Consider the following 16,483-nt stretch of genomic DNA (forward strand, 5'->3'; position numbering starts at 1 on the left):
ATGCTCTGTCCCCTGCACGGGGCCGGTACGGACCCCACCCGGCTGGTGGGACGCACGATCAGAAGGGTCGTCGCGTCCTGGCACATCAGCGACGGCGAACGCTCCGAGGCGCCCCTCGACGTCTGGCTCCTCGACAGCCACGGCGAGTCCACCCGCATCACCACCGGGTCCGACGCCTGCCTGATCGTGGAGTCCGCCACCCCGCACGAGCCGTACGACATGGGGGAGTGGGGCCGCATCGTGGTCGGCGAGGACCTCGGCGACCACCCCTTCCTGCGCCACCTCGGCGAGAAGGTCGAATCGGTTGCCGAGTACGCGCTGCCCGCGCAGGGCCGCACCCACCTGGAGATCGGCTTCCCGGACGGCGCGCGGGTGCGCGCCGACTGCCACGAGGGCGACCTGCGCCTCACGCGCTGACCCGCCGGCGGGCCCCTACGAGGTCAGCCAGTGGTCGATCCCGGCCAGCAGCTTGTCCTGTACGTCACCGGGCGCGGCCGAGCCGCGCACCGACTGGCGGGCCAGCTCGGCGAGCTCCGCGTCCGTGAAGGCGTGGTGCTCGCGGGCGATCTCGTACTGGGCCGCGAGCCGGGACCCGAACAGCAGCGGGTCGTCCGCGCCCAGGGCCATCGGGACCCCGGCGTCGAAGAGGGTGCGCAGCGGGACGTCCTCGGGGCGCTCGTAGACCCCCAGGGCGACATTGGACGCCGGGCAGACCTCGCAGGTGATCTGCCGGTCGGCGAGGCGCTGGAGCAGGCGGGGGTCCTCGGCGGCCCGTACGCCGTGCCCGATGCGGGCGGCGTGCAGATCGTCGAGGCAGTCGCGGACGGAGGAGGGGCCGGTGAGCTCGCCGCCGTGCGGGGCGGCCAGCAGGCCGCCTTCGCGGGCGATGGCGAAGGCCCGGTCGAAGTCCCGGGCCATGCCGCGGCGCTCGTCGTTGGAGAGCCCGAAGCCGACGACGCCGCGGTCGGCGTAGCGGACGGCGAGGCGGGCCAGGGTGCGGGCGTCGAGGGGGTGCTTCATGCGGTTGGCGGCGATGACGACGCGCATGCCGAGGCCGGTCTCGCGGGAGGCGGTGTCGACGGCGTCGAGGATGATCTCGACGGCCGGGATCATCCCGCCGAGGAGGGGGGCGTAGGAGGTGGGATCCACCTGGATCTCCAGCCAGCCGCTGCCGTCCCGCACGTCCTCCTCCGCGGCCTCGAGGACCAGGCGGCGGATGTCGTCGGGCTCGCGCAGGCAGGAGCGGGCGGCGTCGTAGAGCCGCTGGAAGCGGAACCAGCCGCGCTCGTCGGTGGCCCGGAGCTTCGGTGGCTCGCCGCCGGTCAGGGCGTCCGGCAGCCGGACGCCGTACTTGTCGGCGAGCTCCAGCAGGGTCGACGGTCGCATCGAGCCGGTGAAGTGCAGGTGGAGGTGGGCTTTCGGCAGAAGCGTGAGATCGCGTACGTGCTCCATCTCGTGATCCTGCCGCACTTTTGCCCCGGCCTGCAGCCGGATTCCCTGAACGAGGGCTTGCCCGAACGGAAATTCTGGGTCACGGCCCCGCGGAAACGCCTGAGCGGCGGCTCCCCGCACGGGGGAACCGCCGCTCAGGCCTTGCTGCGGGCCGCTCTAGGCCTTCGCCTCGGCCAGGAGCTTCTGGATGCGGGAGACGCCCTCGACCAGGTCCTCGTCGCCCAGGGCGTAGGAGAGGCGCAGGTAGCCGGGGGTGCCGAAGGCCTCGCCCGGGACGACCGCGACCTCGGCCTCGTCGAGGATCAGCGCGGCGAGCTCGACGGACGTCTGCGGGCGCTTGCCGCGGATCTCCTTGCCGAGCACGTCCTTGACCGCGGGGTAGACGTAGAAGGCGCCCTCGGGGGTCGGGCAGTACACGCCCTCGATCTCGTTCAGCATCCGCACGATCGTCTGGCGGCGGCGGTCGAAGGCGGTGCGCATCTCGTGGACGGCCTCCAGGTTGCCGGAGACGGCGGCCAGCGCCGCGACCTGGGCCACGTTGGAGACGTTGGAGGTGGCGTGCGACTGCAGGTTGGTCGCGGCCTTGACGACGTCCTTCGGGCCCACGATCCAGCCCACGCGCCAGCCGGTCATCGCGTACGTCTTGGCGACGCCGTTGACGACGATGCACTTGTCGGCCAGCTCGGGGACGATCGCCGGGAGCGAGACGAACTTCGCGTCGCCGTAGACCAGGTGCTCGTAGATCTCGTCGGTCAGGACCCACAGGCCGTGCTCGACGGCCCAGCGGCCGATCGCCTCGGCGTCGGCCTCCGAGTAGACGGCGCCGGTCGGGTTCGACGGGGAGACGAAGAGGACGACCTTCGTGCGCTCGGTGCGGGCCGCCTCGAGCTGCTCGACGGAGACGCGGTAACCGGTGGTCTCGTCGGCGACGACCTCGACCGGGACACCGCCGGCGAGACGGATCGACTCGGGGTAGGTGGTCCAGTAAGGGGCCGGGACGATGACCTCGTCACCCGGGTCCAGGATCGCCGCGAACGCCTCGTAGATCGCCTGCTTGCCGCCGTTGGTCACCAGTACCTGGGACGCGTCGACCTCGTAGCCGGAGTCGCGCAGCGTCTTCGCGGCGATGGCGGCCTTCAGCTCGGGCAGGCCGCCGGCCGGCGTGTAGCGGTGGTACTTCGGGTTGCGGCAGGCCTCGACCGCGGCTTCGACGATGTAGTCCGGGGTGGGGAAGTCGGGCTCGCCGGCCCCGAAACCGATCACCGGACGCCCGGCGGCCTTGAGGGCCTTGGCCTTGGCGTCGACGGCGAGGGTGGCGGACTCGGAGATGGCACCGATACGGGCGGACACGCGGCGCTCGGCGGAAGGCGTTTCAGAGGTCATGCGGCCAATCGTCCCAGACGGCAAAGAAGCGCCGCACGCCGTTTCACTTACCGGACGGGGCGTCTCCGGATGGCGCTGTTCGACGTCAGGGCCCGGACCACGTACACTCAACCGTCGTTGGCCCTCGTCGGCCGCTGTGGAACGTGAGCACACTGTGCACCCATCTGCATGCGGTAGGTTGGGGCACGCAAAGGGTCGTAGCTCAATTGGTAGAGCACTGGTCTCCAAAACCAGCGGTTGGGGGTTCAAGTCCCTCCGGCCCTGCTCCACACTCCGTCTCGGACGTGTGCGCAGGTACGTATTTCGATGCAACGCCGTGCGGCGCAACCGGGCGCGGCTACGGCCACGACCCGGATTCAGGTGAGAGACGTGACGGACGCCCTGGGCTCCATCGACATGCCTGACGCCGAGGATGACACTCGCGAGAAGAAGGCCCGCAAGGGCGGCAAGCGCGGCAAGAAGGGCCTTCTGGGTCGTCTCGCGCTTTTCTACCGCCAGATCGTCGCGGAGCTCCGCAAGGTTGTCTGGCCCACTCGGAACCAGCTCACGACGTACACCTCCGTGGTGATTGTCTTCGTCGTCATCATGATCGGTCTGGTGACCGTGATTGACTACGGGTTCCAGGAAGCCATCAAGTTCGTCTTCGGCTGATCCCCGCGGAGGGCGGCGCCTTGATGGGTGCCGCCCGTTTTCGCATGTTCGACCACCTTTTGTATCCAGGAAGAAGCAGCCACCGTGTCTGACCCGAACCTGAACGCGAGCCCCGACTCCGTCGAGTCCGTCGAGGACGCGCTCGACATCGTCGAGGCTGCAGACGCCGTGGACCCCGATGAGGCCGAGCTCGCCGACGCCGAGGCGGGTGTCGCCGCCGAAGAGGCCGCGCTGCACGTCGAGGGCGAGGTCGACGCCGAGGCTGAGGACGACGCCGAGGCCGAAGAGGCCGACGACGAGTCCGATGAGACCGAGGACGAGGCCGAAGAGGCTTCCGACGAGGACGAGACCGGCGAGGCCGAGGACGACGCCGCGCTGGCCGAGGACGACGCGGAGGCCGGAGAGGCCGACGCGGAGCCCGCCGAGCCGGTCGACCCCGTCCAGGCCCTGCGCGACGAGCTCCGCAGCTTGCCCGGCGAGTGGTACGTCATCCACACCTACGCCGGCTACGAGAAGCGCGTCAAGGCGAACCTCGAGCAGCGCGCCGTCTCGCTCAACGTCGAGGACTTCATCTACTCGGCCGAGGTGCCCGAGGAAGAGATCGTCCAGATCAAGAACGGCGAGCGCAAGAACGTCCGGCAGAACAAGCTGCCCGGCTACGTTCTCGTCCGCATGGACCTGACGAACGAGTCCTGGGGCGTCGTCCGCAACACGCCTGGTGTCACCGGCTTCGTGGGCAACGCGTACGACCCGTACCCGCTGACCCTCGACGAGATCGTCAAGATGCTCGCTCCCGAGGCTCAGGAGAAGGCCGCCAAGCTGGCCGCGGAAGAGGCCGGCCTGCCCGCGCCCTCCGTCAAGCGCACCATCGAGGTCCTGGACTTCGAGGTCGGCGACTCGGTCACCGTCACCGACGGCCCGTTCGCGACGCTGCAGGCGACCATCAACGAGATCAACCCGGACTCGAAGAAGGTCAAGGGTCTCGTCGAGATCTTCGGCCGCGAGACCCCGGTCGAGCTGAGCTTCGACCAGATCCAGAAGAACTGATCCACAGTCTTCTGACTCACGCTTCCGGACAGGTCAGATTGCCCCCTCGCGGGCGGTCTGACCTGCTCGGTTTTCAGCCCCGCGCCGATACCCGTTATCGTGGTGCGGTATGCCTCCATCCGGATGACCGGATTGGCGGCGAAAACTCTCACTAGGACCCGGAGAGAGCAATGCCTCCCAAGAAGAAGAAGATCACGGGGCTCATCAAGCTCCAGATCAAGGCCGGTGCGGCCAACCCGGCTCCGCCGGTCGGCCCCGCGCTCGGTCAGCACGGCGTCAACATCATGGAGTTCTGCAAGGCCTACAACGCCGCGACCGAGTCGCAGCGTGGCATGGTCGTGCCGGTGGAGATCACGGTCTACGACGACCGCTCCTTCACCTTCATCACCAAGACTCCGCCGGCCGCGCGCCTCATCCTGAAGAGCGCGGGCGTGGAGAAGGGCTCCGGCGAGCCGCACAAGACCAAGGTCGCGAAGCTTACGCGTGACCAGGTCCGCGAGATCGCCACGCTCAAGATGCCTGACCTGAACGCCAACGACATCGACGCGGCCGAGAAGATCATCGCCGGCACCGCGCGTTCGATGGGCATCACGGTCGAAGGCTGATTCAGCCACCCCCCAGCACCACAGTGGTAGGGCCAAGCGCTGGTCCGCACCACGACTCCACGCCTGAAGTCACAACACAGGAGCAGAAGTGAAGCGCAGCAAGACTCTCCGCGCTGCGGACGCCAAGATCGACCGGGAGAAGCTGTACGCCCCGCTCGAGGCCGTCCGTGTCGCCAAGGAGACCTCCGCGACCAAGTTCGACAGCACCGTCGAGGTCGCCTTCCGCCTGGGTGTAGACCCGCGCAAGGCCGACCAGATGGTCCGTGGCACCGTGAACCTCCCGCACGGCACCGGCAAGACCGCCCGGGTCCTGGTCTTCGCGACCGGTGACCGTGCTGCGGCCGCGGAAGCCGCCGGCGCCGACATCGTCGGCGACGACGAGCTCATCAACGAGATCGCCAAGGGCAACCGCCTCAACGAGTTCGACGCCGTTGTCGCCACCCCGGACCTCATGGGCAAGGTCGGCCGCCTCGGCCGCGTGCTCGGTCCCCGTGGCCTGATGCCGAACCCGAAGACCGGCACCGTCACCATGGACGTCGCGAAGGCTGTCACCGAGATCAAGGGTGGCAAGATCGAGTTCCGTGTCGACAAGCACTCGAACCTGCACTTCATCATCGGCAAGGTCTCCTTCACCGATGAGCAGCTGGTCGAGAACTACGGCGCGGCCCTCGACGAGATCCTTCGTCTGAAGCCGTCCGCCGCGAAGGGCCGCTACATCAAGAAGGCCGCCCTCAGCACCACCATGGGCCCCGGCATCCTGCTGGACCAGAACCGCACCCGGAACCTCCTCGTCGAGGAAGACCCGGCCGCGGTCTGATCAGGCCGAGCCTGACACTCACTGAGTGGCTTACGGGCCCCTCGCCCCCTTCACAGGGTGGCGGGGGGCCCGTTCTGCGTGGTGAGCGCCACACCTGCGCTGACGTGGCGATACCGGAGCGCGTTCCGGTCGCGGGAACCGTAGGGTCGGCCGGGCAACGAAGATCCATCCATGGGGGAGAACCAGATGAGCAAGGCTGTCCGTACCCGAGCCGGTATCGCGATCGTCGGTACCGCACTGTTCGTGGGCGGCCTCACGGCCTGTGGCGGCGACCAGGCCGACGCGGGCAGCGGCAAGGCCGGCGGGGACAAGGGCGCCGGTGCCAAGGCGCACTCGCCGGTGGAGGCGGTGAAGGCGTCCTACCTGAAGACGGTGGCCGCCAAGTTCGCCAAGGCGGAGCTGTCCACCGTCGAGGCCGACGGCAAGACCAGCGGGCAGTCCGGCACCAAGGGCTGGTACCCGTCGAGCCACGACCTGATCCTGAAGAGCGAGAAGCCCGACACGCGCTCGATCATGATCGGCGACCTCGTCCACACCCAGCTGGACAAGCCCCTCGAGGGCAAGACCTGGATGTCGATGAACCTCGCCAAGGACGGCAAGCCGGGGGTCCGGCTCAACGACGACCCGGCCGAGTACCTCGCGATGCTGCTGGGCCAGGAGAAGCTGACGCACGTCGGCACCGAGAAGACCGACGGTGTCGACGCCGAGCACTACAGGGGCACCCTCACGGGCGCGGAGCTGCTGACGGCGGACGACTCCACCAAGGCCATGGAGGAGGCGAACCGCCAGTACCTCCACGAGGCCGTCAAGCACATCACCGCCTTCGAGGTGGACCTGTGGATCGGCAAGGACGGCTACCCGGTGCGCGTGGACAGCGTGAGCACGGACGCCGAGGGCACGACGAAGACCACGGCGAAGTTCTCCGGGTTCGGCGCGGCTTCCCCCGTCACGCCCCCGCCGGCCGATCAGGTCATCTCCTTCGAGGACGTGATGAAGGAGACCGACCGCAAGCTCAAGCAGGCCGACGAGGACCTCAAGGAGGCCGACAAGACGCTGCGGGACGCCGGTCTGGGCGGCCTGGACGGCGTCTCCTGAGGCGATTTGCCTCGGCTGCACCCCTTCACGTACTCTTCGGGAGAAGCCAAAGACCGCTGGTCGTTGCCGTGCTCGCAAGAGTGCGGCGGCCGAAGGATCCGCTAAATGCGGACGTCCTGCGTAGGTGACTGTGGAAAGTTCCCGGAATTCGTTCCGGTTGAGCTACGCCCTGGCGCCTGCGCCGGGGCGTTTCGTGTTTATGCCCCTTCTGAGCGGTCCTCATCACCCGGAAGGAGGCCGACGCACTATGCCGACGCCCAACAAGGCTGCCGCGGTAGCCGAGCTCAAGGACGCGTTCCAGAGCTCGAACGCCGCCGTGCTGACCGAGTACCGGGGTCTCACCGTCGCGCAGCTCAAGACGCTGCGTCGTTCTCTCGGTGAGAACGCCCAGTACGCCGTGGTGAAGAACACGCTGACCAAGATTGCGGCCAACCAGGCCGGGATCACCGCGCTGGACGAGCACTTCGCTGGTCCGACCGCGGTCGCCTTCATCACCGGTGACCCGGTGGAGTCGGCGAAGAGCCTGCGTGACTTCGCCAAGGAAAACCCGAACCTCATCATCAAGGCGGGTGTCCTTGATGGTAAGGCGCTCACCGCCGATGAGATCAAGAAGCTTGCGGACCTCGAGTCCCGCGAGGTTCTGCTCAGCAAGCTGGCCGGCGCGTTCAAGGGCAAGCAGTCTCAGGCTGCCTCGCTCTTCCAGGCGCTGCCGTCGAAGTTCGTCCGCACTGCGGAAGCGCTTCGCGTCAAGCTCGCCGAGCAGGGCGGTGCCGAGTAATTCGGCTCGCGCACTGATCCGCGCCGCCTAGTGCGCGGGTCAAAGCGGGCCGTTACGCCCGCCTCTATATACATCCGGCACCTGCCGATTTAGTGGAAGGATCGCCCATCATGGCGAAGCTCACCCAGGACGAACTCCTCGCCCAGTTCGAGGAGCTCACCCTCATCGAGCTCTCCGAGTTCGTGAAGGCGTTCGAGGAGAAGTTCGACGTCACCGCCGCCGCGGCCGTCGCCGTTGCCGGTCCGGGCGCCCCGGTCGCCGCTGAGGCCGTCGAGGAGCAGGACGAGTTCGACGTCATCCTCACCGGTGCCGGCGACAAGAAGATCCAGGTCATCAAGGTCGTGCGCGAGCTCACCTCCCTGGGCCTCAAGGAGGCCAAGGACCTCGTTGACGGCGCCCCGAAGCCCGTCCTCGAGAAGGTCGCCAAGGAGGCCGCTGAGAAGGCCGCCGAGTCCCTCAAGGCTGCCGGCGCGGCTGTCGAGGTCAAGTAACACCTCTGAGGCCTCTCTGAGGCCTCAGTCAAGGGCGATCACCCGTAAGGGTGGTCGCCCTTTGGCGTACCCGGAGTGCCTGATTTGCCCCTGTCTCGTTGGGGAGTAGGGTGATCTTCGTTGCTCCGCGGCCGGGTCCTTGGATGATCCGCACGGAGCAGGGGGCCTTGACGAACGGCACGTGGCGCGCAATTCTCAGATCCGTCGTGAGATCGGCCGTTCGATCCGGGATCCGAGGCATGGAACGGGTCGGGATCGGGCATGGATCGACTACGAAGAGGGCAGTACTGTTACGCGCTCTGTAGGCGAGAGCCGCAGGGTTGGCAGCGTCAGTTGGAAGCGTCAAACGACATGGGGAAGGCCTGTTGCCGGTTTCCGGAAACCTGGTCTGGACATCAGTGAGCCAAGTGGCTACACTGACCCTTTGCGCTGCCTGTTAGCTGCCCCCTGCCCGTCGCCAGGGGCATGCCCAAGCATGAGCACACTTGATTGATCGCCCTGACCTGGTCACTTCGACCGGGGTGGAAGCGCCCGTCTTCTGTGTCAGCTGGGACCGGTACGCGCGTAGTGAGTCCGAGCCCTCGGAAGGACCCCCTCTTGGCCGCCTCGCGCAACGCCTCGACCAATACGAACAACGGTGCCAGCACCGCCCCGCTGCGCATCTCCTTTGCAAAGATCAAGGAGCCTCTCGAGGTTCCGAACCTCCTGGCGCTGCAGACCGAGAGCTTTGACTGGCTGCTCGGCAACGCCGCCTGGAAGTCTCGCGTCGAGTCGGCGCTTGAGAGCGGACAGGATGTTCCCACCAAGTCCGGTCTGGAAGAGATCTTCGAGGAGATCTCGCCGATCGAGGACTTCTCCGGGTCGATGTCGCTGACGTTCCGCGACCACCGTTTCGAGCCGGCGAAGAACTCGGTCGACGAGTGCAAGGACCGCGACTTCACGTTCGCGGCGCCGCTTTTCGTCACCGCCGAGTTCACGAACAACGAGACCGGAGAGATCAAGTCTCAGACGGTCTTCATGGGCGATTTCCCGCTCATGACCAACAAGGGCACCTTCGTCATCAACGGCACCGAGCGTGTCGTCGTGTCGCAGCTGGTCCGTTCCCCTGGTGTCTACTTCGACTCCTCCATCGACAAGACGTCCGACAAGGACATCTTCGCCGCCAAGATCATCCCGTCCCGGGGTGCCTGGCTCGAGATGGAAATCGACAAGCGCGACATGGTCGGTGTCCGCATCGACCGCAAGCGCAAGCAGTCCGTCACCGTCCTCCTGAAGGCTCTCGGCTGGACCACCGAGCAGATCCTCGAGGAGTTCGGCCAGTACGAGTCCATGCGCGCCACCCTGGAGAAGGACCACACCCAGGGCCAGGACGACGCGCTGCTCGACATCTACCGCAAGCTGCGTCCGGGCGAACCGCCGACCCGCGAGGCCGCTCAGACGCTGCTCGAGAACCTCTACTTCAACCCGAAGCGCTACGACCTCGCGAAGGTCGGCCGCTACAAGGTGAACAAGAAGCTCGGCGCGGACGAGCCGCTGAACGCCGGCGTGCTCACCACCGACGACGTCATCGCGACCATCAAGTACCTGGTCAAGCTGCACGCCGGTGAGACCGAGACCGTCGGTGAGTCGGGTCGTTCGATCGTCGTCGAGACCGACGACATCGACCACTTCGGCAACCGTCGTCTGCGCAACGTCGGCGAGCTCATCCAGAACCAGGTCCGCACGGGTCTGGCTCGTATGGAGCGCGTCGTCCGCGAGCGGATGACGACCCAGGACGTCGAGGCGATCACGCCGCAGACCCTGATCAACATCCGGCCGGTCGTCGCCTCCATCAAGGAGTTCTTCGGCACCAGCCAGCTGTCGCAGTTCATGGACCAGAACAACCCGCTGTCGGGTCTCACCCACAAGCGACGCCTGTCGGCGCTCGGCCCGGGTGGTCTGTCCCGTGAGCGGGCCGGCTTCGAGGTCCGAGACGTCCACCCGTCGCACTACGGCCGCATGTGCCCGATCGAGACCCCTGAAGGCCCGAACATCGGTCTGATCGGCTCGCTCGCGTCCTACGGCCGCGTCAACGCGTTCGGTTTCGTCGAGACCCCGTACCGCAAGGTCATCGACGGCGTCGTCACCGACGACGTCGACTACCTGACGGCCGACGAGGAAGACCGCTTCGTCATCGCCCAGGCCAACGCCGGCCTGTCCGACGACATGCGCTTCACCGAGAACCGCGTGCTGGTTCGCCGTCGTGGTGGCGAGATCGACTACATCGCCGGCGACGACGTCGACTACATGGACGTCTCCCCGCGCCAGATGGTGTCCGTCGCGACCGCGATGATCCCCTTCCTGGAGCACGACGACGCCAACCGTGCCCTCATGGGCGCGAACATGATGCGCCAGGCCGTTCCGCTCATCAAGGCGGAGGCGCCGCTCGTCGGCACCGGCATGGAGTACCGCTGTGCGGTCGACGCCGGTGACTCGATCCGTGCGGAGAAGGACGGTGTCGTCCAGGAGGTCTCGGCCGACTACATCACCGTCGCCAACGACGACGGCACGTACACCACGTACCGCGTCGCCAAGTTCTCCCGCTCGAACCAGGGCACCTCGGTCAACCAGAAGGTCATCGTCAACGAGGGTGACCGGATCGTCGAGTCCCAGGTCCTCGCCGACGGACCGGCGACCGAAGAGGGCGAAATGGCCCTCGGCAAGAACCTGCTCGTCGCGTTCATGCCCTGGGAAGGCCACAACTACGAGGACGCGATCATCCTGTCGCAGCGCCTCGTACAGGACGACGTCCTGTCCTCGATTCACATCGAGGAGCACGAGGTCGATGCCCGTGACACCAAGCTCGGTCCCGAGGAGATCACCCGGGACATCCCGAACGTCTCCGAGGAGGTCCTCGCGGACCTCGACGAGCGCGGCATCATCCGCATCGGTGCGGACGTGGTCGCCGGCGACATCCTGGTCGGAAAGGTCACGCCCAAGGGCGAGACCGAGCTGACCCCGGAGGAGCGCCTGCTCCGCGCCATCTTCGGTGAGAAGGCCCGCGAGGTGCGTGACACCTCGCTCAAGGTCCCTCACGGTGAGATCGGCAAGGTCATCGGTGTCCGCGTCTTCGACCGCGAGGAGGGCGACGAGCTTCCCCCGGGCGTGAACCAGCTGGTCCGCGTCTACGTCGCCCAGAAGCGCAAGATCACCGACGGTGACAAGCTCGCCGGCCGCCACGGCAACAAGGGTGTCATCTCCAAGATCCTTCCGATCGAGGACATGCCCTTCCTTGAGGACGGCACGCCGGTCGACATCATCCTCAACCCGCTGGGTGTCCCGTCCCGAATGAACCCGGGACAGGTCCTGGAGATCCACCTCGGCTGGCTCGCCAGCCGCGGCTGGGACGTCTCCGGTCTCGGCGAGGAGTGGGCCGAGCGACTGAAGGTCATCGGCGCCGACCGCGTCGAGCCCGGCACCAACGTCGCCACCCCGGTGTTCGACGGTGCTCGTGAGGACGAGATCTCGGGCCTCTTCGAGCACACCATCCCGAACCGCGACGGAGACCGCCTGGTCCTCCCGACCGGCAAGGCGCACCTGTTCGACGGCCGCTCCGGCGAGCCGTTCCCGGAGCCGGTCTCGATCGGCTACATGTACATCCTCAAGCTCCACCACCTGGTCGATGACAAGCTCCACGCGCGGTCGACCGGTCCGTACTCGATGATCACGCAGCAGCCGCTGGGTGGTAAGGCGCAGTTCGGTGGCCAGCGCTTCGGTGAGATGGAGGTGTGGGCGCTCGAGGCTTATGGCGCCGCTTACGCCCTCCAGGAGCTGCTGACCATCAAGTCCGATGACGTCACCGGCCGCGTGAAGGTCTACGAGGCCATCGTCAAGGGCGAGAACATCCCCGAGCCGGGCATTCCCGAGTCCTTCAAGGTGCTCATCAAGGAAATGCAGTCGCTCTGCCTCAACGTGGAGGTGCTGTCCTCGGACGGCATGTCCATCGAGATGCGCGACACCGACGAGGACGTCTTCCGCGCGGCGGAGGAGCTCGGTATCGACCTGTCCCGGCGTGAGCCGAGCAGCGTCGAAGAGGTCTGACGGGCCTGACGGGGGGCTCGCTCAAGAGCCCCCCGTCATCCCCGGGACCGTTCAGACCATGATTGAGACTCGACCCCGAAAGAGGGATTGACGCACAGTGCTCGACGTCAACTTCTTCGACGAGCTGCGGATCGGCCTTGCCACCGCGGACGACATCCGAACCTGGTCCCACGGCGAGGTCAAGAAGCCGGAGACCATCAACTACCGCACGCTCAAGCCCGAGAAGGACGGACTCTTCTGCGAGAAGATCTTCGGTCCGACCCGGGACTGGGAGTGCTACTGCGGCAAGTACAAGCGTGTCCGCTTCAAGGGCATCATCTGTGAGCGTTGTGGCGTCGAAGTCACGCGCGCCAAGGTGCGCCGCGAGCGGATGGGCCACATCGAGCTTGCCGCTCCCGTCACCCACATCTGGTACTTCAAGGGCGTCCCGTCGCGCCTCGGATACCTGCTGGACCTCGCGCCGAAGGACCTCGAGAAGGTCATCTACTTCGCCGCGTACATGATCACGTTCGTGGACGACGAGCGCCGCACCCGCGACCTCCCGTCCCTGGAGGCGCACGTCTCCGTCGAGCGCCAGCAGATCGAGAACCGCCGCGACGCGGACCTCGAAGGCCGTGCCAAGAAGCTCGAGACCGACCTGGCCGAGCTTGAGGCCGAGGGCGCGAAGGCCGACGTACGCCGCAAGGTGCGCGAAGGTGCCGAGCGCGAGATGAAGCAGCTCCGTGACCGCGCCCAGCGCGAGATCGACCGCCTCGACGAGGTGTGGGCCCGCTTCAAGAACCTCAAGGTCCAGGACCTCGAGGGCGACGAGCTGCTCTACCGCGAGCTGCGTGACCGCTTCGGCACGTACTTCGACGGCTGCATGGGCGCCGCCGCGCTGCAGAAGCGCCTGGAGTCCTTCGACCTCGACGAAGAGGCCGAGCGCCTCCGCGAGATCATCCGTACCGGCAAGGGCCAGAAGAAGACCCGTGCGCTCAAGCGCCTCAAGGTCGTCTCCGCGTTCCTGCAGACCAGCAACAAGCCCAAGGGCATGGTTCTGGACTGCGTGCCGGTGATCCCGCCGGACCTGCGTCCGATGGTGCAGCTGGACGGTGGCCGCTTCGCGACCTCCGACCTGAACGACCTGTACCGCCGCGTGATCAACCGCAACAACCGCCTGAAGCGCCTTCTCGACCTCGGTGCCCCCGAGATCATCGTGAACAACGAGAAGCGCATGCTCCAGGAGGCCGTGGACGCCCTCTTCGACAACGGTCGTCGTGGTCGTCCGGTGACCGGTCCCGGCAACCGTCCCCTGAAGTCCCTCAGCGACATGCTGAAGGGCAAGCAGGGTCGATTCCGCCAGAACCTCCTCGGCAAGCGCGTGGACTACTCCGCGCGTTCCGTGATCGTCGTCGGCCCGCAGCTGAAGCTGCACCAGTGCGGTCTGCCCAAGGCCATGGCGCTGGAGCTCTTCAAGCCGTTCGTGATGAAGCGCCTGGTGGACCTGAACCACGCGCAGAACATCAAGTCGGCGAAGCGCATGGTCGAGCGCGGCCGCACGGTCGTCTACGACGTGCTCGAAGAGGTCATCGCCGAGCACCCGGTTCTCCTGAACCGTGCGCCCACGCTGCACCGCCTCGGCATCCAGGCCTTCGAGCCCCAGCTGGTCGAAGGCAAGGCCATCCAGATCCACCCGCTCGTCTGCACCGCGTTCAACGCGGACTTCGACGGTGACCAGATGGCCGTGCACCTGCCGCTTTCGGCAGAGGCGCAGGCCGAGGCCCGCATCCTGATGCTGTCCTCGAACAACATCCTGAAGCCGGCAGACGGTCGTCCCGTCACCATGCCGACCCAGGACATGGTGCTGGGTCTGTTCTTCCTCACCACCGACGGCGAGCTCCGTGACGTCAAGGGCGAGGGCCGCGCGTTCGGCTCCACGGCCGAGGCGACCATGGCGTTCGACAACGGTGAGCTCGCGCTCCAGTCGGCCGTCGACATCCGCTTCCCGGTGGGCACCATCCCGCCGCGCGGCTGGGTGCCCCCGGTCGCCGAAGAGGGCGAGCAGGAGTTCCAGCAGGGCGACCAGTTCCGGCTGCGCACCACCCTGGGCCGCGCGCTCTTCAACGAGCTGCTGCCCGAGGACTACCCGTTCGTCGACTACTCGGTGGGCAAGAAGCAGCTCTCCGAGATCGTCAACGACCTGGCGGAGCGCTACCCCAAGGTGATCGTGGCGGCGACGCTCGACAACCTGAAGGCGGCCGGCTTCCACTGGGCGACCCGTTCGGGCGTCACCGTGGCCATCTCCGACGTCGTCGTGCCCGAGGCCAAGAAGGCCATCGTCAAGGGCTACGAGGAGCTGGACGAGAAGGTCCAGAAGCAGTACGAGCGCGGTCTGATCACCAAGGACGAGCGCACGCAGGAGCTCATCGCGATCTGGACCAAGGCGACCAACGAGGTTGCCGAGGCGATGAACGCGAACTTCCCCAAGACGAACCCCATCTTCATGATGGTTGACTCGGGTGCCCGAGGAAACATGATGCAGATGCGACAGATCGCCGGTATGCGTGGTCTGGTGTCGAACGCGAAGAACGAGACCATCCCGCGTCCGATCAAGGCGTCCTTCCGTGAGGGCCTCACCGTTCTGGAGTACTTCATCTCCACGCACGGTGCCCGTAAGGGTCTGGCGGACACCGCCCTGCGTACCGCCGACTCGGGTTACCTCACCCGTCGTCTGGTGGACGTCTCGCAGGACGTCATCATCCGCGAGGAGGACTGCGGCACCGAGCGCGGTCTGAAGCTGAAGATCGCCGTTCGCGGCGAGGACGGCGCGCTGCGCAAGTCCGACGACGTCGAGACCTCGATCTACGCCCGCATGCTGGCCGAGGACGTCGTCATCGACGGCAAGGTCATCGCGCCGGCCAACGTCGACCTCGGTGACGTCCTGATCGACGCCCTGGTCGCCAACGGCGTCGAGGAGGTCAAGACCCGCTCGGTCCTGACCTGTGAGTCCGCGGTCGGCACCTGTGCCTTCTGCTACGGACGCTCGCTCGCCACCGGCAAGCTGGTCGACATCGGTGAGGCGGTCGGCATCATCGCCGCCCAGTCCATCGGTGAGCCCGGTACCCAGCTGACGATGCGTACCTTCCACACCGGTGGTGTGGCCGGTGACGACATCACGCAGGGTCTGCCGCGTGTCGTCGAGCTCTTCGAGGCCCGTACCCCGAAGGGTGTCGCCCCGATCTCCGAGGCCGCCGGCCGCGTGCGGATCGAGGAGACCGAGAAGACGAAGAAGATCGTCATCATGCCCGACGACGGCAGCGAGGAGACGGCCTTCCCGATCTCCAAGCGCGCCAAGGTCATCGTCGGCGAGGGCGACCACGTCGAGGTCGGCCAGAAGCTGACCATGGGTGCCACCAACCCGCACGACGTGCTGCGCATCCTCGGCCAGCGTGCGGTCCAGGTCCACCTGGTCGGCGAAGTCCAGAAGGTCTACAACTCGCAGGGCGTGTCGATCCACGACAAGCACATCGAGATCATCATCCGGCAGATGCTGCGCCGCGTGACGATCATCGAGTCCGGCGACGCGGAGCTCCTGCCGGGCGAGCTCGTCGAGCGGTCGAAGTTCGAGACCGAGAACCGTCGTGTGGTCACCGAGGGCGGTCACCCCGCCTCCGGCCGTCCGCAGCTGATGGGTATCACCAAGGCCTCGCTCGCGACCGAGTCGTGGCTGTCGGCGGCGTCCTTCCAGGAGACGACCAGGGTTCTGACGGACGCGGCGATCAACGCCAAGTCCGACTCCCTGATCGGCCTCAAGGAGAACGTCATCATCGGTAAGCTCATCCCGGCCGGTACGGGCCTCGCCCGCTACCGCAACATCCGGGTCGAGCCGACCGAGGAAGCCAAGGCCGCGATGTACTCGGCCGTCGGCTACGACGACATCGACTACTCGCCCTTCGGCACCGGCTCCGGCCAGGCTGTTCCGCTGGAGGACTACGACTACGGCCCCTACAACGGCTGAGTTCAGTAGGCAGTAGGCAGTACGAAGAAGCCCCCCGCCGCTCCGAGAGGAGCGGTGGGGGGCTTCTTCGTGCCGTGGATCAGGCCC

The 16,483-nt window shown here is 66.9% G+C and carries 12 protein-coding genes and 1 tRNA gene; 11 read left to right on the forward strand and 2 right to left on the reverse strand.

All coding sequences use genetic code 11. The annotated features are described in order from the left end of the window. Positions 1 to 417, forward strand: a complete 417-nt coding sequence (locus DRB89_RS21660; RefSeq protein WP_112450597.1) for a hypothetical protein — start codon at positions 1 to 3, stop codon at positions 415 to 417. 15 nt (positions 418 to 432) lie between these two features. Here the strand turns inward: DRB89_RS21660 and DRB89_RS21665 are convergent, their stop codons facing one another. Then, positions 433 to 1,452, reverse strand: coding sequence for an adenosine deaminase (locus DRB89_RS21665; protein ID WP_204357815.1), 1,020 nt, complete (start codon positions 1,450 to 1,452; stop codon positions 433 to 435). 156 nt (positions 1,453 to 1,608) lie between these two features. Then, a complete protein-coding gene (locus DRB89_RS21670) occupies positions 1,609 to 2,835 on the reverse strand; it encodes a pyridoxal phosphate-dependent aminotransferase (RefSeq protein WP_112450595.1) in 1,227 nt (408 codons plus the stop codon). Between the two features lie 191 nt (positions 2,836 to 3,026). On the opposite strand from DRB89_RS21670, the gene DRB89_RS21675 reads away from it, so the two are divergent. The 10 genes from DRB89_RS21675 (at position 3,027) to DRB89_RS21725 (ending at position 16,396) form a co-directional block, all read left to right on the forward strand. Next, positions 3,027 to 3,099: transfer RNA gene (locus DRB89_RS21675), tRNA-Trp, on the forward strand. Between the two features lie 105 nt (positions 3,100 to 3,204). Next, positions 3,205 to 3,486 (forward strand): preprotein translocase subunit SecE, encoded by a 282-nt coding sequence (gene secE, locus DRB89_RS21680; RefSeq protein WP_112453706.1) that lies wholly within the window; start codon positions 3,205 to 3,207, stop codon positions 3,484 to 3,486. 84 nt (positions 3,487 to 3,570) lie between these two features. Further along, positions 3,571 to 4,533, forward strand: coding sequence for a transcription termination/antitermination protein NusG (gene nusG, locus DRB89_RS21685; protein WP_112450594.1), 963 nt, complete (start codon positions 3,571 to 3,573; stop codon positions 4,531 to 4,533). Between the two features lie 170 nt (positions 4,534 to 4,703). Then, entirely contained in the window at positions 4,704 to 5,138 is a 435-nt protein-coding gene (gene rplK / locus DRB89_RS21690; protein ID WP_053682632.1) for a 50S ribosomal protein L11, read from the forward strand. 88 nt (positions 5,139 to 5,226) lie between these two features. Further along, a complete protein-coding gene (gene rplA / locus DRB89_RS21695; RefSeq protein ID WP_112450593.1) occupies positions 5,227 to 5,955 on the forward strand; it encodes a 50S ribosomal protein L1 in 729 nt (242 codons plus the stop codon). A gap of 186 nt (positions 5,956 to 6,141) precedes the next feature. Then, a complete protein-coding gene (locus DRB89_RS21700) occupies positions 6,142 to 7,050 on the forward strand; it encodes a hypothetical protein (RefSeq protein WP_162688678.1) in 909 nt (302 codons plus the stop codon). Positions 7,051 to 7,297: 247 nt separating this feature from the next. After that, positions 7,298 to 7,828, forward strand: a complete 531-nt coding sequence (gene rplJ, locus DRB89_RS21705; protein WP_112450591.1) for a 50S ribosomal protein L10 — start codon at positions 7,298 to 7,300, stop codon at positions 7,826 to 7,828. Positions 7,829 to 7,938: 110 nt separating this feature from the next. Then, on the forward strand, positions 7,939 to 8,319 hold the full coding sequence (gene rplL, locus DRB89_RS21710) for a 50S ribosomal protein L7/L12 (RefSeq protein ID WP_112450590.1): 381 nt from the start codon (positions 7,939 to 7,941) through the stop codon (positions 8,317 to 8,319). Positions 8,320 to 8,916: 597 nt separating this feature from the next. Next, on the forward strand, positions 8,917 to 12,399 hold the full coding sequence (rpoB, locus tag DRB89_RS21720; protein WP_112450589.1) for a DNA-directed RNA polymerase subunit beta: 3,483 nt from the start codon (positions 8,917 to 8,919) through the stop codon (positions 12,397 to 12,399). Positions 12,400 to 12,496: 97 nt separating this feature from the next. Continuing rightward, entirely contained in the window at positions 12,497 to 16,396 is a 3,900-nt protein-coding gene (locus tag DRB89_RS21725) for a DNA-directed RNA polymerase subunit beta' (RefSeq protein ID WP_112450588.1), read from the forward strand. Positions 16,397 to 16,483 lie beyond the last annotated feature (87 nt).

Source organism: Streptomyces sp. ICC4 (assembly GCF_003287915.1).
GTDB classification, from domain to species: Bacteria; Actinomycetota; Actinomycetes; order Streptomycetales; family Streptomycetaceae; genus Streptomyces; species Streptomyces tritrimontium.